Source organism: Streptomyces sp. NPDC002825 (assembly GCF_040295385.1).
GTDB lineage: Bacteria > Actinomycetota > Actinomycetes > Streptomycetales > Streptomycetaceae > Streptomyces.
The window spans coordinates 22,005-41,011 of record NZ_JBEOVH010000004.1; the positions used below are offsets into that span (position 1 = coordinate 22,005).

The following is a 19,007-nucleotide window of genomic DNA, read 5'->3' on the forward strand; positions in this document are numbered from 1 at the left end:
TGTGACCAATGACGTGAAGGAAAGTTTCACCAGCGACGCGCCCCCCGCCCCCGCCGCCCTCGCCGCCAAGGTGCGCACCCTCGCACCGTCCATGACCCGCTCCATGCAGCGGGTCGCCGAGGCCGTCGCCGGAGACCCGGCCGGCTGCGCCGCGCTCACGGTCACCGGCCTCGCCGAGCTCACCGGCACCAGCGAGGCGACCGTCGTCCGCACCGCCCGGCTGCTCGGCTACCCCGGCTACCGCGATCTGCGCCTCGCCCTCGCCGGCCTCGCCGCCCAGCAGCAGTCCGGCCGCGCCCCGGCCGTCACCGCCGACATCGCCGTCGACGACCCGATCGCCGACGTCGTCGCCAAGCTGGCCTACGACGAACAGCAGACCCTCGCCGACACCGCCGCAGGCCTCGACACCGTCCAGCTCGGCGCCGCCGTCGCCGCCCTCTCCGTCGCCCGCCGCATCGACATCTACGGCGTCGGCGCCTCCGGCCTCGTCGCCCAGGACCTCGGCCAGAAGCTGCTCCGGATCGGCCTGATCGCGCACGCCCACAGCGACCCGCACCTCGCCGTCACCAACGCCGTACAGCTCCGCTCCGGCGACGTCGCCATCGCCATCACCCACTCCGGCTCCACCGGCGACGTCATAGAACCGCTCCGGGTGGCCTTCGACCACGGGGCGACCACGGTCGCCATCACCGGCCGCCCGGACGGCCCCGTCACCCAGTACGCCGACCACGTACTGACCACCTCCACCGCCCGCGAGAGCGAACTGCGCCCCGCGGCGATGTCGTCCCGCACCAGCCAACTCCTGGTCGTGGACTGCCTGTTCACCTGCGTCACGCAGCGTACGTACGAGACGGCGGCCCCTGCCCTCGCCGCCTCGTACGAAGCCCTCGCCCACCGCCACTCCCCCCGGACCCGCTGACCACCACCCGCCGCACCGGCGCCGACGACGCCGCCGTACCGAAAGAGCCCCCGTGCCCACCTCGTACTCCGAACTCCGCGCCCAGCTGGCCACCCTCACCACCGAGGCCTTCCGGCCCGAGCTCGCCGAGATCGACCGGCTGCCCACCCTGGACATCGCCCGCACCATGAACGGCGAGGACCGGACCGTTCCCGACGCCGTCGGCCGGCAGCTCCCGGCGATCGCCGCCGCGATCGACGCCACCGCCGAGCGGATGGCCCGCGGGGGGCGCCTCATCTACATGGGCGCGGGCACCGCGGGCCGGCTCGGCGTCCTCGACGCCAGCGAGTGCCCGCCCACCTTCAACACCGACCCCTCGCAGGTCGTCGGCCTCATCGCGGGCGGCCCTACCGCCATGGTCCAGGCCGTCGAGGGCGCCGAGGACTCGCGCGAACTCGCCGCCGCCGACCTGGACGCCCTCGGGCTCACCGCCGACGACACCGTCGTCGGCATCTCCGCCTCCGGCCGCACCCCGTACGCCGTCGGCGCCGTCGAGCACGCCCGCTCCCTCGGCGCGCTCACCATCGGCCTCTCCTGCAACGAGGACAGCGCGCTCGCCGCCGCCGCCGAGCACGGCATCGAGGTCGTCCCCGGCCCCGAGCTCCTCACCGGCTCCACCCGCCTCAAGGCCGGCACCGCCCAGAAGCTCGTCCTCAACATGATCTCGACCATCACGATGATCCGCCTCGGCAAGACCTACGGAAACCTGATGGTCGACGTCCGCGCCTCCAACGACAAGCTCCAGGCCCGCTCACGGCGGATCGTCGCCCTGGCCACCGGCGCCCCGGACGAGCAGATCGAGACGGCCCTCGCCGCCGCCGGCGGCGAGGTGAAGACCGCGATCCTGATGATCCTCGCCGACATCGATGCCAAGACCGCCGAGCAGCGGCTGACCGCGTCCCAGGGTCACCTGCGTACGGCCCTGCACGCGTAAAGACCCCCTCACAGCAAGGCACCACCGCCCCATGAGCACAGACGACAAGAACCGCGCCATCGCCGCCGCGATCCTCCCCCTCGTCGGCGGCGCCGGGAACATCAGCTCCGTGGCCCACTGCATGACCCGCCTCCGGCTCGGCCTGCGGGACCGCTCGCTCGTCCGGGACGAGGCCCTCAAGGCCCTGCCGTCCGTGATGGGGGTCGTGGAGGACGACACATACCAGATCGTCCTCGGCCCCGGCACCGTCGCCCGCGTGACCCCGGAGTTCGAGGCCCTGGTGGCCGAAGCCCCCGCACCGCCCCACACCGCGGAGGAACTCGCGGACCGGGGCGCGGCCCTCAAGGAGGCGCGGAAGGCGAAGAACGCGACCCCGTTCAAGCTCTTCCTCCGCCGGATCGCGAACATCTTCGTCCCGCTGATCCCCGCCCTCATCGGCTGCGGCATCATCGCCGGCCTCAACGGCCTCCTGATCAACCTCGGATGGCTGCCCGGCGTCACCCCCGCGCTCGCGGCGATGGCGAGCGGCTTCATGGCCCTCATCGCGGTCTTCGTCGGCTACAACACGGCCAAGGAGTTCGGCGGCACGGCGATCCTCGGCGGCGCGGTCGCCGCGATCATCGTCTTCCCCGGCGTCGCCAAGATCGACGCCTTCGGCCAGACGCTCTCTCCGGGCCAGGGCGGTGTGCTCGGCGCGCTGGGCGCCGCGGTCCTCGCCGTGTACGTGGAGAAGTGGTGCCGCCGCTGGGTCCCGGAGTCCCTGGACGTCCTGGTCACCCCGACGCTGACGGTACTGATCTCGGGCCTCGTCACGATCTTCGGGCTGATGTACGTGGCGGGCGAGGTGTCCCGGGCGATCGGCGACGCCGCCGACTGGCTCCTCGCGAACGCGGGCGCCGGCGCGGGTCTCGTCCTCGGCGGCCTGTTCCTGCCGCTCGTGATGCTCGGCCTGCACCAGGCCCTCATCCCGATCCACACGACCCTCATCGAGCAGCAGGGGTACACGGTCCTGCTCCCCATCCTCGCGATGGCGGGCGCGGGCCAGGTCGGCGCGGCCCTGGCCGTCTACCTGAAGCTCCCCCGCAACGGCTCCATCCGCCGCACCATCAGGTCCGCCCTCCCGGCCGGCTTCCTGGGCGTCGGCGAGCCCCTGATCTACGGCGTCTCGCTGCCCCTGGGCCGCCCGTTCGTCACGGCCTGCGTGGGCGGCGCGTTCGGCGGCGGCTTCGTCGGCCTCTTCAGCATGCTGGGCGACAAGGTCGGCTCGACCGCGATCGGCCCGTCCGGCTGGGCCCTCTTCCCGCTCCTCGACGGGAACAGGGGCCTCGGGGAGACGATCGCGATCTACGCGGGCGGTCTGCTGGTCGGGTATGCGGCGGGCTTCGTGGCGACGTACTTCTTCGGCTTCAGCAAGGAACTCCTGGCGGAGTTCGACGTGGAGACGGAGGAGACGGGGGTGGGCGCCGCCGAACCGGCCCCGGAGCCGGTGAAGGTCTGAGGGGTACGGGGAGGGGCCCGGCGGATCGTCTCCGCCGGGCCCCTCCCACCTCCCGGTCACCGGCAGAGAACATCCGTCTCCGGCCGCACGCCCTCCGTGAGGAAGCGGGTCACGGCCCGGTCGCCACAGGCGTTGCCGTTGCCGAGGTAGACGGCGTGGCCGCCCTTGTCGACGGAGACGAGGCGCGCCCGGTCGCCGAAGGCCTCGCGCATCTTGAGCCCGACGGAGTGCGGGGTGGAGGGGTCGCGCAGGTTCTGGATCATGAGGACGTTGGACGGGCCCTGGTCGGTGATCCGGGTCGGCTTCTCCACCGCGCCGCCCTTCCAGAAGGCGCAGGGCGTGATGTTGGCGGGCATGCCGGCGGTCAGCGGGTGGCGCACGCGGTCGGCGGCGACGGCCCGCTCGTACGCCGGTACGGAACGGGGCCAGTCGACGTCGTTGCAGATCACGCCGACGCTGACGGTCGCGGCCTCGTCGGGCATCGGCCCGGCCAGCTCGGGCGGCAGCACGGGCACGCCCGCGGGGTCGAGGGCCTGGGAGAGGAGACGGGCGAAGGCGGGGAAGGAGGCGTCGGAGTAGAGGGCCTGCTGAAGGGCCTGGCGAAGGATGTTGCCGGTCAGGGGCACACCGGGGGTGGTGGAGGCCCTGGGCTCACGGTCGAGCCGATCAGCGAGCCCGAGGAACAACCCGCGCACGTCCTCCGGCCGTTCGGCGAGCCGAAGCCCGTCCCTGTCGCGGTCGGGGTGGGCGGCCCAGGCGGCGAAGTCGGGGAAGCGGTCCTCGGCACCGCGCGCCATGCTCGCGAGCCAGCCGCGGGCGACGCGCCTGGGGTCGGGGTCGGCGCTGCTGTCGAGGACCCAACGGTCGGTGTGCTCGGAGAACTTCTGGGCGTAGACGGCGGCGACGTACGTCCCGTACGAGACGCTCCAGGCGGACAGCTTCCGCTCGCCGAGCGCCTGCCGCAGCCGGTCGAGGTCACGCACCTGATTGGCGGTGGTGAGCCCGCGCAGCATCGCACCCCCGTTCCGGGCACAGGCCTCGGCCATGCGCCGGGAGCGGGCGACGTTCTCGCCGATGCCGCCGTCGGCGGCGGGCCAGGACCGCAGGGTCACGAGGCGCCGGTCGTCCTCGTCGAAGCCGCACCGGGCCTTGGCGGAGCCGCCGACACCACGCGGGTCGAAGGCGACGAGGTCGTAGGCGCCGTTCATCTCCTTGGCGAGGGCGGCCCCCTTCTGCCCGAGCCGCTGCACACCGGAGCTGCCGGGCCCACCGGGAATGACCATGAGCGTGCCGCGCCGCGCCTCGGGCCGGGCACTGGGCAGCCGGGCGACGGCGAGCCCGATCTGCTCACCGTCGGGATCGGCGTAGTCGAGGGGCACGGAGAGCGTGGCGCACTGCTGCCCGGGCAGCGGCTTCACGGCGGGGTCGCAGTCATGCCACTGGAGCCCGGCGGCAGCGGCGGGCGCGACCCCGCCCCCCACGATCCCGACTCCGGCGACGGCGGCGACGGAGAGAGCGAGCATCAGGGCCTTGCGTCCACGATTCGTTGTCATGCGCACAGCCTCGCGGACGCGCCCACCGGCCCCCATCCGGCAGACAGGCGGGTCGGAGGTAGGGCCAACCCCCGGACGTCCGGACCTGCTTGACTCACGACATGAGCGCGCACGAGTCGTACGGGACCCACCCGGAGTACATCGCGGAGGTCCTGGACCTCCTGGGCGAGGACGTACTGCTCCTCTCGTACGGGGAACAGCGCGCGTTCGCCGAGGCGAGCCTGAACCGCTTCGAGCCGATCGGCTCCGCCCGGCTGAACTGGCAGGGCGTCGAAGTCACCGCACGAACCGAAGAGTTCGACGGAGAGGCCCTGGCGGCCCTGCTCCACACCCACGCCGCCCCCGACGAACTCGTCATCGTCTTCTGGGACAACCTCCTGATCCCGACAATCGCCCTGCCGGCCACCCTGGCGTCCCGGCACGCCGAAACAATCCTCGACCAGGGCCCCACCTGCTGGCTCTTCCTCCCGGACGGGGGAATCCTGATCGAATTCCAGGACGGCGAGGGCTTCACAGCGGGAAGCCCGCCGACGGCCGACGCCTGAAGGCGCGCCCCGCCCCCCGGCGCCGAAGTCGGCGGCGCCGAGAGTCCGCCCCGCCACCCCCGCCTAAACTCCACCCCCATGACCACCACACCCAGCCCCGCCATTGCCGCCGACCTCGCGCCCGCCGGGATTCTGCGGGCCTCCGTCAACCTCGGGAATCCGGTGCTCGCGCAGGGCACTCCCGAGGCGCCGGGAGGGGTGACCGTGGATCTGGCGCGGGAGATCGGGGCGCGGCTCGGGCTTCCCGTGGAGCTGCTCTGTTTCGACGCGGCGCGGAAGTCCTTCGACGCGATGGCGGAGGGGCGGGCCGATCTCTGTTTCCTCGCCGTGGACCCGGCGCGGGAGACGGAGGTGGCGTTCACCGCCCCGTACGTCGTCATCGAGGGCGTGTACGCGGTGCCGCGTGGTTCGGCGCTCAGCACCGTCGAGGACGTGGACGCGCCGGGCGTGCGGATCGGGGTCAAGAAGGGTTCCGCGTACGACCTGTTCCTGTCGCGGAGTCTCGCCCACGCGACCGTCGTGCGCGGCGACGAGGGCGTCGACGTCTTCCGGGCCGAGGGCCTGGAGGTGGGTGCGGGGATCCGTCAGCCGCTCACCGCGTACGTCGCCGCGCATCCGGACCTGCGGTTGATCGAGGGCCGGTTCATGGAGATCCGGCAGGCCGTCGGGACGACGGTGAGCCGGCGGCCCGAGACCGTGGCCTTCCTCCGCGACACGGTCGAGGAGCTGAAGGCGAGCGGTTTCGTCGCGGAGTCGCTGCGGCGGTCGGGTCAGGACGCCGGGCTGCTGGCCCCGCCGGCGTGACGGTGGGAACGAACGAGGGCCCGGCTGCGACGAGCAGCCGGGCCCTCGGGGTCTTCCACGGTCAGTACAGGCCCTTGTAGCCGTTCCAGCCGCCCGAGCCGATCAGGACGCGGGTGCCGTAGAGGCCGGTGCCCGTGCCGCTGTAGCGCCACAGCTTTCCGTCGGTGTCGCGGGCCACCAGGTCCGCGCGGCCGTCGCCGGAGAGGTCGCCGGTGCCGACGAGGGACGAGTAGACGCCCCAGCCGCCGCCGACCTTCACGCGCGTGGTGACGCCGCCGGTCGCGGTGCCGTAGTAGCGCCACAGCACGCCGTAGGCGTCGACGCCGAGGAGGTCGCCGCGGCCGTCGCCGTTGAGGTCGCCGGCGCCGGCGAGCTTCTTGTACAGCTTCCAGTTCGTGCCGATGCGCACGCGGGCCTTCACCCGGTGGTCGGCCGTGCCGCCGTAGAAGTACATGTCGCCGGTGGACGCCTGGCGGACGACCAGGTCGGCGTACCCGTCGCCGTTGACGTCGCCGGGGGAGGTCAGTACGTCGTACTGTCCCCAGCCCGAGCCGACGAGCGTGTACGGCGAGGAGGCGGAGAGGACCTTGCCGCAGCCGGGCCGGTAGGCGCGGAGCTGGTCGCCGACGCGGACGTAGACGTCGGGGCAGCGGTCGCCGTTCAGGTCACCCGTCGGGACGAGGACGGAGGTGGTCGCGAACGTGGTCCCCGTACCGGCGATGCGCGCGGAGACCGCGCCCGTGCCCGTACCCCGGTACAGGGACACGAGCCCGGTCGTGTCCATCGCCAACAGGTCGCCGAAGCCGTCGTCCCCGGCGAGGTCGCGCCAGACGGCGGCACCGCCGGACAGGTTGACGACCCCGGAGAGGGCGAGGTCCGGACCCTGGCCGTCGGCGGGCTTCACGGCGAGCGCCCAGGCGTAGGCCCCGTTGGCGACGAGCTTCCCGGCCGCGTCCTTGCCGTCCCAGGAGGGCACGACGATGCCACGGGCCTCGCCGCCGGTGAGGGTACGGACGACCTTGCCGGTGATCTTGTGCTTGAGGGTCAGCGTCCAGGAGGCGGCGGGCTTGGAGAGCCACCAGCGGGGCTTCCAGAGGGCGGACTTGAGGTTGACGGACGAGGGAGTGTCGGCGTCGAGCGCGGTCAGCGGGCTGGTGACGCCGCCGAGACCGACGACGCGGACGGCCCGCCAGGAGTCGATGTACGCGAAGCCCCCGCCGAAGCGGTCGACCGTCCAGGTCAGGGGCACCTGGACGGAGTCGTTCCCGAGGGGGCCGAAGGACTGGTACACCTCCGCACCGGACCGGACGTCACTCACCATCAACCCGTAGCCCATGGAGCCGTAGAAGCTGTGGACGAGGAAGCCGTCGCCCAGGTGCGGCTCGGTGTTGCGGTCGACCAGGAGCTTGGTCGACACCTTCTTCTCACGGTCGTACACGACCGCGGACGACTGCGAGCAGCGCCCGTAGAGCCACTTGCCGACGGCCTCGAGGCGGGAGGCGACGCAACTCGCCCCGAGGTGGTGCGTCTCGACGGTCGCGCCCGTCCGCAGGTCGACGGCGGACACGGTGTCGTCCGTCGTGGACGCCGTCCAGAGCCGGCCACCTTGCAGGGCCTGCCCGGAGATGGCGGTGTCCCGGAGGATCTTCCCCGTCTCGGTGTCCGCGACGATCGAGCGCCTGCCGGCGGCCGTGGTGCCGCGGAAGCGCACATACCGGCCGGAGACGTCGTACACCGAGTCCACCTGGAGCGTGCCCGGGTAGGCAAGCATGACCGTGCGCGTGGTTCCCGAGGATCCGGGCGTGGTCACCCGCGCCGTCACGGCGCAGTCGTAGCACGCCGACTGCCCGCCGGACGCCGGGCGGTTCCCGTTCTCCAGGGTGAGCAGGCGGCCGTCACCGGTGTCACGCCACCACGTCCCGATGCTCGTGCCGTCCGACGCGATGAGCGACGGACAGTTCGGGCCGAGGGCCTTGTACGCGTCACAGGTCCAGGTCGGCGTGGCCGTCCGCGCCCCGGAGAGGGACACGTCGAAGCCCCGGAGGGTGTTGGTGGCCGTCTGCGTCTCCGTCACCACCCTGCCGTTGGCCATGCTCAGCCCGGTGTACGGGAGGGTCGGGGGAAGGGCCAGGACCTGGGAGGTGACCGGAACTCCGTCGGCGCCCGGTGAGACCCGCCGCACACCCCCCTCGTCCATCATGTACAGGGCGCCCACGTTCGTGTCGGCGCTGCTCCACCAGCCACGGACGCCGAGGTCGCGCGTGGCTCCCCCGTCGATCGGCGTGGCGAGGGTAGGGACGTACCCGCCGCTGGACGGGATGTAGTGACCCACGATCCAGTCGCCGACGACGCCGAGCCGCCCTTGGGTGTTGACGTCGTCGTTCGGCAGCTTCACCGTCCGGCCCGGGTCGCCGTGGTCCGTACGGGACACGACGAACGCCCTGTCCGTGCCCGTCTGGCTGTACTGGACGATCCAGTCGGCGCTGAGGACGGCACTGGGGGAGTTCGTGGCGACCGGGAGGGCGGGCACGGGCGTGAGCGTGCCCGTGGCGAAGTCAACGAGTGCGGTGATGTCGCTGTAGCGAATGAGCGCGCCGGCGTCGTCGTAGCTCAGGACGGAGGGCATCGTGTCGCCCGGCAGGGGCACGTCCAGGTCCTCGGGGGCGTCCGGGCCGTAGCCGAGGAGGTGCAGGACGGTTCCGTCGGTCCCGGTGTCGGCGGCGAGCAGCCGGCCCTGTGCGAGAACGGGGTACCAATGCTCGTATCCGAAGGGCCGGGTGTAATCGGCACCGCTCGCGAAGTCGTGGACGGTGATCTCCGTGTACCCGACGCAGGCGACCCTGTCACCGCGGTAGAACGGGTGCCCCAATTCGCAGATCGGACCGTGGTCGACCCGCCCGTCCGTCAGGCTCTGCCAGATGGGGGACATGACCTCTCCCCCGCGCATCATCTGGACACCGGTCCCGGCCGCGACGAGGACCATCTCGTCCGTTCCGGCGGGGTCCACCGGCGCGGGAATTGTCACGTCGTACGGCGCGTCGGAGGCGGACGCCGCCACGGCGGAAGGTGCGGCGGCCGTCAGGCCGGTGATGCCCAGGGCCGCGCTCAGTGCGAGCGCGACGGCTCTTCGGACGGACAAGTACGTGTCCCCTCGTACGGGTGTGAAGACGGGTACGACGAGGGAGGGCGGACGCTCGGCGGGCAGGACGGCAGGGCGGAGCGGGCCGCGCGGCCGAGGGGCCGGCGGGACCCCCCCTGTCGGCAGGCGGATCGTACATTCAAGCGAATCGAAGCCGCCAGAAAGATCGCCTGGCGGACCGCTGGAAGGCCCCTTCCCGGGCCTGTGGGGCGTCCTCCGCCGGGCCGCGCAACAGTCCCCTCCCCCTCGGGTCCGCGACCCCGTCAGGGGCCGCCCAGCACCCGCACGGTCGATCCGCACACCATACCTGACCTGGGCTTTTACCCCAACTCCCCTTATTCTTGAGGGACTCGGAGGGGAGATCCACATGAGCGAGACCGCCCGCACCATCCGCACCATCGACGACGTCCTCACCCTGCTCGACGGCCTGTTCGCGCCCGGTGCCGACCGGTGGACGGAGGGCGGGGCCGACTGGTGGGACGGGTTCTACGCCGACCGGGACAAGCCCGTGCCGTTCTTCGTCGCCAAGCCCGACGAGAACCTCGTGTCGTACGTCGAGCGGGGGCTGATCCCGGCCGGCGGCAAGGTGCTCGACCTCGGCTGCGGGCCCGGCCGGAACGCCCTGTACCTCGCGGCGGCCGGATTCGACGTGACCGCCGTCGACCTCTCGCCCACCGCCATCGCCTGGGCGGAGGAACGGGCCCGGGACACCGGCGCCGAGGGCCTCCGGTTCGTGCGCGGGGACGCCTTCACGGCCGCCCTCGACGGCCCGTACGACCTCGTCTACGACTCCGGCTGCTTCCACCACCTGCCCCCGCACCGCCGCGTCAGCTACCTCGCCCTCCTCGACCGCGCCCTCGCGCCCGGCGGGCACTTCGCGCTCACCGCGTTCGCCGCCGGCGAGGGCGGCATGGGCTCCGAGCTGCCGGACGCCGACTTCTACCGGGACGGGAAGCTGCACGGCGGGCTCGCCTACACGGACACCTCCCTGCGCACCGTCTTCGCCGACCTGACAGAGATCGAGCTGCGCCGCATGAGGGCGCAGTCCGCCGCGTCCCCCGCGTTCGGGGAGTCCTTCCTCTGGACCGGGCTCTTCCGGCGGTGACGTCGGTACGAGCGGTGGGTCAGCCCATCCGCTCCAGGTGCGACGCCAGCCTGTCGTACTGCTCCCTCACCCCCGCCTCCATGCCCGCCGCCAGCGCCTGGTCCCTGATCTCGTTCGACGGCCACAGGGACGTGCTGGTCAGGGCCGTGCCCCCGTCCGGAGTCGCGTCGAAGGTGAGGGCCACACGGACCGGTTCGGCGCCCGGCATCTGCTCGAACACCTCCGTGTAGTCGAGCCGCTCCACCGGGACGACGTCCTCGTAGGTGCCCGAGAAGACGATCTCCTGGCCGTCCGGCCCCGTCTGGCCCCACCTCCACGCCCCGCCCGTCCGCAGGTCGATCTCGACGACGGACGTGGTCAGCCCGGCCACCCCGTACCACTCCCGTACGTGCTCCGGCCGCGTCCAGGCCGCCCAGACCCGGTCCGGCGGGGCGTCGAAGGTGCGCGTGATGACGAGCTCGCGGTCGGCCGGCGTCGTCAGGAGGGTGACCATGGCTCCGCTCCCCTCGCGAAGGGACCATTCCAGGATCACCCCGGCATCCCCGTAAAGCGAATGAACATGTTCAACAGGTGAGCGCTAAAGTTCTGCCACGCGGCCGCCCGGATGAGGGCGTGGCCGCGATCTCAGACCTGTGGGGGGTCCCTTTGCCGCGCTCAACGCGCAGGCTTCCGCACGCCTTTGTCCGTGCGGCCGCCGTCTTCGCTCTCTCGGCCGGCGTCATCGCGCCCGCCGTCATCCACGCCCCGGCCGCGCACGCGGACGTGGCCAACACCGCCGACGCCACGCTCGACGACGGGCGCTACCGCGTCGGGCTGCTCGGCGACGCACTGTGGGTCAAGGTCAGCGTGCTGGCCTCCACCGCCCCGGACGCCCCGGTCCTCGCCTCCACGGAGGAGTTGACCCTGCGCTACGGGGACTGGACCACCGACGCGCCCATCACCCTCCCCGAGGGAACCGCCCTCGGGGACTACCCGGTCCGGATCGACTACCGACGGCCCGGCGGAACCACCACGTACCGGGCGGGCGCGGCCTACAGCCACAAGCCGCACGTCGGCGTCGGCAGGATCACCGCCGACCGCGCGACCACCAGCTACGAGCATCCTCAGGTCGTCCTCTCCGGCACCACGACCAGCTGGAACCCGGCCACCGGCGAACGCTCCACCGCGCCCGAGGGCACCCGGGTGCAGTTCTGGTTCCAGACCTACGGCATCAGCGGATACGTCGACCGCACGGGCACCGCGACCGTCCGCGCCGACGGCTCCTTCTCGGTGACGGTCACGCCCCAGGGCCGGCTCACCGGCGGCACGGCGACCATCGTCCCGAGCGCCGGCATCGACCCGGACGAGCCGAACCGCAGCGTGCCGGACGTGCCCATCGAGCAGACGCGGTACCGGATCACCGCCGACGGCGACAAGTACCGCGTCCTCGCCGGCACGGACCTCCGCGTCACCGGACTCGTCGAACGGCTCACGGCCGACGGCTGGAAGCCCTTCGCCGGCGCGCCCGTCGTCGCCACCGGGACCCAGCCCGGGTGGTACGAGGCCAGCGCGGTCAACGTGCTCGGCTCGGCCACCTCCTCGGCGACCGGCACCTTCTCGCTCCCCGCGCGGATCCAGTACTCGACCGACTACGTCTACGCCTCGCTGCGGCCCTCCCCGTACTTCGCGGGCGACCCCCGGCCCTACGACAAGATCGACGTCGTCGTCCCGCAGCAGTTCACCTTCTCGCCGTACAACGCCACCCTCGACGAGTTCGGCAGGCTCGACGTCTCGGGCAGCCTCAGCAGCGGCTACGCCTGCTACGAGACCCAGCCCGTGACGCTCCAGGCCTCCCTGGACGGCGGACGCAGCTGGTTCAACCTGCGCTCCGGCCGGACCGACACGAACTGCACGTACAAGTTCAGGCTCCAGGGATACGAGTCCGCGCTCTACCGGGTGCAGCACCCGGAGACGAACCAGCTCGTCGCCAAGACCGGCCCGAGCCTGAAGCGGGGCCGCACGCCCACCCGCTTCTCCGCCTTCACCATCAGCCCCACACAGCCCGTGGTGAACGGCAAGATGACCGTCTCCGGCACCGTCCAGCGCAAGGTCGGCGGAGTCTGGAAGCCGCTCGGCGGAGTCAAGCTGACCCTGGTCTACAAGCCCAAGGGCAGCAGCCAGTGGTACTGGGTGTCGCAGAGCATCGCCACCAACAGCTACGGCAACTTCAGCTACCGCGCCACCGCCTACGGCGACGGCTCCTGGGCGGTCTACCTCAACACCACGGGCAGCTACTTCTACAGCGAGACGAATGCGAAGTACATCGATGCGCGCTGACCTCCGCCTCTCCCTGACAGCCGCCGTCGCGGCCGTGGCCCTGGCCGCGTCGACCGCCCCCGCCCTCGCCGAGGAGACCCCGGCGGGCAGCCCGCTCGTCGGCATCGGCCGCGCCGTCACCGACGACACCCAGCGCGGCGTCTTCGAGGTGACCGCCTGGACCGACGCCCCGCAGGCCAAGGTCACCGCCGTCTCCGCCAAGATCCGGCAGGGCGACACCGTCGTCGCCGCCGTCCCGACGCTCGTCCCCGGAGACTCCTGGGACCCCCGGCTCGCCAGCACCTTCCGGCTGCCCGCCGAGGCGACGCTGAAGCTCGTCGAGGACGGCGGCACCATCCCGTCCCTCGGGACGTACGCCATCGACGTCACCGCCACCGACTCGCTCGGCAACACGCTCACCCGCGCCGACGCCGGCCGGCTCGACTTCCGGCTGCGGCCGGAGCTCCTCTCCTTCGGCGTGGGCGTTCCCGCCTGGGACGACCGCAACGCCCGCCCCCAGGGCAACCTGAGCGCCGTCCAGCCCGGCTCCGGGGACATCGTGCCGCTCCCGGACCGCACGGTCACCGTCCGGCGCGAGGGCGCGGCCGCCGACGAGGCCCCCCGGGCCCTCGCCACCTCCGCCGCCGGCGACTTCACCGGCGAGCCGTACGCCGTCGCCGGCCCCGGCGACACCTTCACGGCCTCATTCGCCGAGGACAGCGCCGAGGTGCACGGCAGCGTGAGCGCGTCGCGCTCGGTCGCGGAGACGTACAAGCCGCTCCGCGCGTCGGCCACCGCCGCCGCCGACAGGAAGCGGGCGCTCAGCGGCGAGACCGTCACCATCGGCGGACGTCTGACCGACCCGGCCGCCGCGGGCGCGCCGCTCGCCGACCAGCCCGTCCGCGTGGCCTTCGGCCCGCAGGTCGCGAACGTGCGCACGGACGCGGACGGCCGGTTCACCGCGAAGCTCCCCGCCTTCGCCGGCTCCGGCCAGTACGAGTGGGAGGTCACCTCCGGGGACCCGTTCCTGGTGTTCGACCGGCTCTCGGGCCCGCTCGCCGTCCCCCTGGAGTCCCGTCTCGACCTCCGCAGCGCCTCGCTGTCCGCCGACGGCACCCTCACGGTGTCCGTCAACCTCCGCGCGCTGTACATGCCGGACGCGTCCATGTCGCAGCAGGACGTGCAGCTGGAGCAGTCCGTCGACGGCGGCTGGAAGCGCGTACCCCTCCGGGAGACGGCCCTCTCCTGGGAGGACATCACGCTCAGGGCGGGCAGCCGGGGCGGCTGGTTCCGGGTTCGTCACCTGACGAGCGACGAGCTCGCCGGGGCCACCTCGCCCTCCTTCCGGCTCGTCCGCTTCGACACCCGCGTCGTCTCCCTGAACGCCGGCCCCGAGCCGGTCTCCAAGGGCGGCTACGTGACCGTCACCGGCAGCCTCCAGCACTTCTGGAACGGCACCTGGCAGGGGTACGGGAACGCGCCCGTCGTCCTGCAGTTCCAGGCGCGCGGCACCACCACCTGGAAGCAGATGGCTTCGGGCCGGTCCAGCGCGAGCGGCGCCGTCTCGCTCAAGGCGAAGGCGAGCGCCGACGGCACCTGGCGGATCCGCCACTACGCCGCCGACTCCCGGCACTTCCACTCCCCGGCCTCGGCCGGCGGGGACTACGTCGACGTGCGCTGAGCGGCTCCCCGGAGAAACGCCCGAGGGCGGCACCCCCTGATGGGAGTGCCGCCCTCGGTCGCGTACGCGAGCTGCGCGTTCAGCGATGAACTGCCGATCCTCGGGGGGATCAGAAGTCCATGTCACCGCCCGGCATGCCGCCGCCGGCCGGCGCGGCGGCCTTCTCCGGCTTGTCGGCGATGACGGCCTCGGTGGTGAGGAACAGCGCGGCGATCGACGCGGCGTTCTGCAGCGCGGAGCGCGTGACCTTCGCCGGGTCGATGATGCCCTCGGCGATGAGGTCGACGTACTCGTTGGTCGCGGCGTTCAGGCCGTGGCCGACGGGCAGGTTGCGGACCTTCTCCGCCACGACGCCGCCCTCGAGACCGGCGTTGACCGCGATCTGCTTCAGCGGGGCCTCGAGCGCGAGCTTGACGATGTTGGCACCGGTGGCCTCGTCGCCCGACAGGTCGGCCTCGAGCTTCTCGAAGACGTTGGAGGCCTGGAGCAGGGCCACGCCACCGCCGGCGACGATGCCCTCCTCGACGGCCGCCTTCGCGTTGCGAACGGCGTCCTCGATGCGGTGCTTGCGCTCCTTGAGCTCGACCTCGGTCGCGGCACCGGCCTTGATGACGGCCACGCCGCCGGCCAGCTTCGCGAGGCGCTCCTGGAGCTTCTCGCGGTCGTAGTCCGAGTCGGAGTTCTCGATCTCGGCGCGGATCTGGTTCACGCGACCCGCGACCTGCTCGCTGTCACCGGCACCGTCGACGATGGTGGTTTCGTCCTTGGTGATGACGACCTTGCGGGCGCGGCCGAGCAGGTCCAGGCCCGCGTTCTCGAGCTTGAGGCCGACCTCCTCGGAGATGACCGTGCCGCCCGTGAGGATGGCGATGTCGTTCAGCATGGCCTTGCGGCGGTCGCCGAAGCCCGGGGCCTTGACGGCGACGGACTTGAAGGTGCCGCGGATCTTGTTGACGACCAGCGTCGACAGGGCCTCGCCCTCGACGTCCTCGGCGATGATCAGCAGCGGCTTGCCCGACTGCATGACCTTCTCCAGGAGCGGAAGGAGGTCCTTCACGGAGGAGATCTTGGAGTTGACGATCAGGAGGTACGGGTCGTCGAGCGACGCCTCCATGCGCTCCATGTCGGTGGCGAAGTACGCCGAGATGTAGCCCTTGTCGAAGCGCATGCCCTCGGTGAGCTCCAGCTCCAGACCGAAGGTCTGGGACTCCTCGACGGTGATGACGCCTTCCTTGCCGACCTTGTCCATCGCCTCGGCGATGAGCTCGCCGATCTGGGTGTCGGCGGCGGAGATGGAGGCCGTGGAAGCGATCTGCTCCTTGGTCTCGACATCCTTCGCCTGCTCGAGCAGGGCGCCGGAGACGGCCTCGACGGCCTTCTCGATGCCGCGCTTGAGGGCCATCGGGTTGGCACCGGCGGCGACGTTGCGGAGGCCCTCGCGGACGAGCGCCTGGGCGAGGACGGTGGCGGTGGTCGTACCGTCGCCGGCGACGTCGTCCGTCTTCTTGGCGACTTCCTTGACCAGCTCGGCGCCGATCTTCTCGTACGGGTCCTCGAGCTCGATCTCCTTGGCGATGGAGACACCATCGTTGGTGATCGTGGGGGCGCCCCACTTCTTCTCGAGGACGACGTTGCGACCCTTGGGGCCGAGGGTGACCTTGACGGCGTCAGCGAGCTGGTTCATGCCGCGCTCGAGACCGCGCCGGGCCTCCTCGTCGAACGCGATGATCTTGGCCATGTGAAGTGGTCCTCCCGGACATGGGGTGGATAACGCTCCAGGACCGCGCCGACGCCCGCGACGGACGGCCTCCGCGGTTCCGTGTGGTTCCTTGCCCCACCCGGCCGGCGGCCTCGTCTGCCCGATCCTCGTAGCACTCTCACCTTCCGAGTGCTAACGCCAATGATTAGCACTCGACCCATGCGAGTGCAAGCGACTCTCGTGGATCGGGCACCTCCCCGCGAGGTCTCGGGAACGCGCGAGGGGTCCGCATCCCCTCAGGGATGCGGACCCCTCGACGGCGTTGCGTCGGTGGCCGATCGCGCCGCGCTCAGACGGCGAGCTTGACCATGTCCGCCTGCGGACCCTTCTGGCCCTGCGAGATCTCGAACTCGACCCGCTGGCCCTCTTCGAGGCTGCGGTAGCCATCCATCTGGATCGCGCTGTAGTGGACGAAAACATCCGCACCACCGTCTACCGCGATGAAGCCGTAGCCCTTCTCCGCGTTGAACCACTTGACGGTGCCCTGAGCCATGCCTAACTCCCCTATTACTGGCCCTTGCGCGGGACCGCACTTCGCGGACCCGGGTCAGACCCTGCGCCGGAACGCGTCGACCGCGGCTGAATGTATCTGCCCAACTGCCCTCTGCAACAGGTCATTCGACCGAGAATTCTGGGCGTCCTGGAAAGGGGAATTGGGGATAATCCCCTGGATGACGGGGCAAGTCGGGCCCGGCAAAGCGCGCAGAAGGTACACAACGCGCACACACTTTGGCTGCTTCTTGTCGTGCGGGGACGCATTCTCATATGCGCTTGGCATGAGCAGCGGAGGGGACTTCCCCAACTCTACCGCGCTCAACCATGCAGAATTGCCCCTTCCGCTTATCGCGCGGAAGGGGCAATTCGTACTGACTGGTAGACCTCGGCCGGAGATCAGCCGGAGATCAGCAACCGCCGGCGACGGCGGGAATGATCGAGACGCCCGCACCGGCCGGGGTGGCCGTCTCCAGGCCCTGCTCGAAGCGCACGTCGTCGTCGTTGACGTACACGTTGACGAAGCGGCGCAGCTTGCCCTGGTCGTCCAGGACGCGGGCGGCGATGCCGGTGTGGTTCTTCTCCAGGTCCGCGATGACCTCGGCGAGGGTCGCGCCCTCGGCCTGGACCTCGGCCTGGCCGCCCGTGTAGGTGCGGAGGATGGTGGGGATGCGGACGTTCACGGCCATGTGTTCGTTACCTTTCAGAGCGCCAGGCCGGCGTCGCGGAACGCGTCCAGGCTCGGGCGGATGGTGGCGGTCGCCTGAGAGGTGTCGGCCACCGCGTCCAGGGTCTTGAGTCCGTCGCCGGTGTTGAGGACGACGGTGGTGAGGCTCGGGTCGATGAGACCGGCCTCGACGAGCTTCTTCGTGACGCCGACGGTCACGCCGCCCGCGGTCTCGGCGAAGACGCCCTCGGTCTGCGCGAGGAGCTTGATGGCGTCGACGACCTGCTCGTCGTTGACGTCCTCCACGGCGCCGCCGGTCCGGCGGGCGATGTCGAGGACGTAGGGGCCGTCGGCCGGGTTGCCGATGGCGAGGGACTTGGCGATGGTGTTCGGCTTCTGGGGCCGTACGACGTCGTGGCCGGCCTTGAAGGCCGCCGACACCGGGGAGCAGCCCTCGGCCTGGGCGCCGAAGATCTTGTACGGCTTGTCCTCGACGAGGCCCAGCTTGATGAGCTCCTGGAGACCCTTGTCGATCTTGGTGAGCTGGGAGCCGGAGGCGATCGGGATGACGAGCTGGTCGGGGACGACCCAGCCGAGCTGCTCGCAGATCTCGTACGCGAGCGTCTTGGAGCCCTCGCCGTAGTACGGGCGGAGGTTGACGTTCACGAAGCCCCAGCCCTCGCCGAGCGGGTCGCCGATGAGCTCCGAGCAGAAGCGGTTGACGTCGTCGTAGTTGCCCTCGATGGCGACGAGGTCACCGCCGTAGACACCGGCCATGACGACCTTGCCCTGCTCCAGGTCGTGCGGGATGAACACGCAGGAGCGGAAGCCGGCGCGGGCGGCGGCGGCGCCGACGGCGCCGGCCAGGTTGCCGGTGGAGGAGCAGGAGAGGGTGGTGAAGCCGAAGGCGCGGGCGGCTTCGAGGGCCTGGGCGACGACCCGGTCCTTGAAGGAGTGGGTCGGGTTGCCGGAGTCGTCCTTGACGAAGAGCTTGCCGGGCTCGACGCCGATCGCGGCGGCGAGGTTGTCGGCCTGGACGAGCTTGGTCCAGCCGGGGTTCAGGTTGGGCTTCTCGGCGACGTCGGACGGGACGGGCAGGAGGGGGGCGTAGCGCCAGATGTTGGCGGGGCCGGCCTCGATCTGCTTGCGCAGCGCCTCGGGGTCACCGGTGGGAAGGTCGTACGCGACTTCGAGCGGTCCGAAACAGAGTTCGCAGGCGAAGATCGGGCCGAGCGGGAAGACTTCACCACATTCGCGACAGGAAAGCCCGGACGCGGGACCGAGGTCGACGGTGGTGGGTGCGACGGTCTGAACAGCCATGGAGGCGAGGCCCTTTCTCCTCATCTTTCCCATGACGAAATTTTCGTCATGAGACGGATTTGGCACCTTCCCTAGCCGGGGACCTCGCTGGAGGACGAGACAAACCGACTGGAGGGTTGCCGGGGCTTCAACGGGCCGTTTCCCTCTGCCCCTCTGGATGAGCGGTATTCGATTGTGAAGCGCGGTGGACTTTCGTTCCTGCACTCCGACGCGGGCGGCACCCCGACGTGCATCGGGCATCCGCGTTGTTCAAGACT

Annotated in this window: 15 protein-coding genes and 1 riboswitch; of the genes, 8 read left to right on the top strand and 7 right to left on the bottom strand. The window is 71.3% G+C overall.

Annotated elements, in window-relative coordinates; all coding sequences use genetic code 11:
• Position 1 precedes the first annotated feature (1 nt).
• Genes ABT041_RS06775 through ABT041_RS06785 form a run of 3 tightly spaced genes read left to right on the top strand, consistent with a single transcriptional unit; the run spans position 2 to position 3,390 of the window.
• Complete coding sequence (locus tag ABT041_RS06775; RefSeq protein WP_351180127.1) at positions 2 to 919, top strand: MurR/RpiR family transcriptional regulator; 918 nt, start codon at positions 2 to 4, stop codon at positions 917 to 919.
• Between the two features lie 52 nt (positions 920 to 971).
• The gene (gene murQ / locus ABT041_RS06780; RefSeq protein WP_351180130.1) at positions 972 to 1,892 is read left to right on the top strand and encodes an N-acetylmuramic acid 6-phosphate etherase; all 921 of its coding nucleotides are present in this window, start codon (positions 972 to 974) and stop codon (positions 1,890 to 1,892) included.
• A gap of 31 nt (positions 1,893 to 1,923) precedes the next feature.
• Positions 1,924 to 3,390 (top strand): PTS transporter subunit EIIC, encoded by a 1,467-nt coding sequence (locus ABT041_RS06785; protein WP_351180133.1) that lies wholly within the window; start codon positions 1,924 to 1,926, stop codon positions 3,388 to 3,390.
• A gap of 56 nt (positions 3,391 to 3,446) precedes the next feature.
• Here ABT041_RS06785 and ABT041_RS06790 read toward each other — a convergent pair whose 3' ends face one another.
• Complete coding sequence (locus ABT041_RS06790) at positions 3,447 to 4,943, bottom strand: alpha/beta hydrolase (protein ID WP_351180136.1); 1,497 nt, start codon at positions 4,941 to 4,943, stop codon at positions 3,447 to 3,449.
• A 101-nt stretch (positions 4,944 to 5,044) separates the two neighbouring features.
• Between ABT041_RS06790 and ABT041_RS06795 the strand changes: the two genes are divergently transcribed.
• Both ABT041_RS06795 and ABT041_RS06800 read left to right on the top strand, forming a co-directional pair.
• Positions 5,045 to 5,488 (top strand): hypothetical protein, encoded by a 444-nt coding sequence (locus ABT041_RS06795; protein ID WP_351180139.1) that lies wholly within the window; start codon positions 5,045 to 5,047, stop codon positions 5,486 to 5,488.
• 78 nt (positions 5,489 to 5,566) lie between these two features.
• The gene (locus tag ABT041_RS06800) at positions 5,567 to 6,292 is read left to right on the top strand and encodes a transporter substrate-binding domain-containing protein (protein ID WP_351180142.1); all 726 of its coding nucleotides are present in this window, start codon (positions 5,567 to 5,569) and stop codon (positions 6,290 to 6,292) included.
• Positions 6,293 to 6,353: 61 nt separating this feature from the next.
• Here ABT041_RS06800 and ABT041_RS06805 read toward each other — a convergent pair whose 3' ends face one another.
• On the bottom strand, positions 6,354 to 9,431 hold the full coding sequence (locus tag ABT041_RS06805; protein ID WP_351180145.1) for an FG-GAP-like repeat-containing protein: 3,078 nt from the start codon (positions 9,429 to 9,431) through the stop codon (positions 6,354 to 6,356).
• 367 nt (positions 9,432 to 9,798) lie between these two features.
• Here ABT041_RS06805 and ABT041_RS06810 point away from each other — a divergent pair, with 367 nt between their 5' ends.
• Complete coding sequence (locus ABT041_RS06810) at positions 9,799 to 10,536, top strand: class I SAM-dependent methyltransferase (protein ID WP_351180148.1); 738 nt, start codon at positions 9,799 to 9,801, stop codon at positions 10,534 to 10,536.
• A gap of 19 nt (positions 10,537 to 10,555) precedes the next feature.
• Here ABT041_RS06810 and ABT041_RS06815 read toward each other — a convergent pair whose 3' ends face one another.
• Positions 10,556 to 11,029: an SRPBCC domain-containing protein gene (locus ABT041_RS06815; protein WP_351180151.1), complete on the bottom strand. Its 474-nt coding sequence runs from the start codon at positions 11,027 to 11,029 to the stop codon at positions 10,556 to 10,558.
• A 152-nt stretch (positions 11,030 to 11,181) separates the two neighbouring features.
• On the opposite strand from ABT041_RS06815, the gene ABT041_RS06820 reads away from it, so the two are divergent.
• Together ABT041_RS06820 and ABT041_RS06825 are read left to right on the top strand one after the other, a co-directional pair.
• Positions 11,182 to 12,852, top strand: a complete 1,671-nt coding sequence (locus ABT041_RS06820) for a hypothetical protein (protein ID WP_351180154.1) — start codon at positions 11,182 to 11,184, stop codon at positions 12,850 to 12,852.
• Positions 12,842 to 14,512, top strand: a complete 1,671-nt coding sequence (locus ABT041_RS06825) for a hypothetical protein (protein WP_351180157.1) — start codon at positions 12,842 to 12,844, stop codon at positions 14,510 to 14,512. The genes ABT041_RS06820 and ABT041_RS06825 overlap by 11 nt, the downstream gene beginning before the upstream one ends.
• A 109-nt stretch (positions 14,513 to 14,621) precedes the next feature.
• On the opposite strand, the gene groL is transcribed toward ABT041_RS06825, so the two are convergent.
• From groL to thrC, 4 genes are all read right to left on the bottom strand, one after another.
• A complete protein-coding gene (groL, locus tag ABT041_RS06830; protein ID WP_351180160.1) occupies positions 14,622 to 16,250 on the bottom strand; it encodes a chaperonin GroEL in 1,629 nt (542 codons plus the stop codon).
• Between the two features lie 310 nt (positions 16,251 to 16,560).
• Positions 16,561 to 16,764: a cold-shock protein gene (locus ABT041_RS06835; protein WP_015035246.1), complete on the bottom strand. Its 204-nt coding sequence runs from the start codon at positions 16,762 to 16,764 to the stop codon at positions 16,561 to 16,563.
• A gap of 409 nt (positions 16,765 to 17,173) precedes the next feature.
• The gene (locus ABT041_RS06840) at positions 17,174 to 17,452 is read right to left on the bottom strand and encodes a MoaD/ThiS family protein (protein ID WP_351180164.1); all 279 of its coding nucleotides are present in this window, start codon (positions 17,450 to 17,452) and stop codon (positions 17,174 to 17,176) included.
• A gap of 14 nt (positions 17,453 to 17,466) precedes the next feature.
• Positions 17,467 to 18,774, bottom strand: coding sequence for a threonine synthase (gene thrC, locus ABT041_RS06845; protein ID WP_351181022.1), 1,308 nt, complete (start codon positions 18,772 to 18,774; stop codon positions 17,467 to 17,469).
• A riboswitch (SAM riboswitch) is annotated at positions 18,768 to 18,914 on the bottom strand. (Overlaps the previous gene by 7 nt.)
• Between the last annotated feature and the right edge of the window lie 93 nt (positions 18,915 to 19,007).

Excerpts from the sequence above, each read along its gene's own strand:
- ABT041_RS06785 (WP_351180133.1), top strand. The coding sequence starts at position 1,924 with ATGAGCACAGACGACAAGAACCGCGCCATCGCCGCCGCGATCCTCCCC.
- ABT041_RS06790 (WP_351180136.1), bottom strand. The coding sequence starts at position 4,943 with ATGACAACGAATCGTGGACGCAAGGCCCTGATGCTCGCTCTCTCCGTC.
- ABT041_RS06795 (WP_351180139.1), top strand. The coding sequence starts at position 5,045 with ATGAGCGCGCACGAGTCGTACGGGACCCACCCGGAGTACATCGCGGAG.
- ABT041_RS06800 (WP_351180142.1), top strand. The coding sequence starts at position 5,567 with ATGACCACCACACCCAGCCCCGCCATTGCCGCCGACCTCGCGCCCGCC.
- ABT041_RS06810 (WP_351180148.1), top strand. The coding sequence starts at position 9,799 with ATGAGCGAGACCGCCCGCACCATCCGCACCATCGACGACGTCCTCACC.
- ABT041_RS06815 (WP_351180151.1), bottom strand. The coding sequence starts at position 11,029 with ATGGTCACCCTCCTGACGACGCCGGCCGACCGCGAGCTCGTCATCACG.
- ABT041_RS06825 (WP_351180157.1), top strand. The coding sequence starts at position 12,842 with ATGCGCGCTGACCTCCGCCTCTCCCTGACAGCCGCCGTCGCGGCCGTG.
- groL (WP_351180160.1), bottom strand. The coding sequence starts at position 16,250 with ATGGCCAAGATCATCGCGTTCGACGAGGAGGCCCGGCGCGGTCTCGAG.
- ABT041_RS06835 (WP_015035246.1), bottom strand. The coding sequence starts at position 16,764 with ATGGCTCAGGGCACCGTCAAGTGGTTCAACGCGGAGAAGGGCTACGGC.
- ABT041_RS06840 (WP_351180164.1), bottom strand. The coding sequence starts at position 17,452 with ATGGCCGTGAACGTCCGCATCCCCACCATCCTCCGCACCTACACGGGC.
- thrC (WP_351181022.1), bottom strand. The coding sequence starts at position 18,774 with ATGAGGAGAAAGGGCCTCGCCTCCATGGCTGTTCAGACCGTCGCACCC.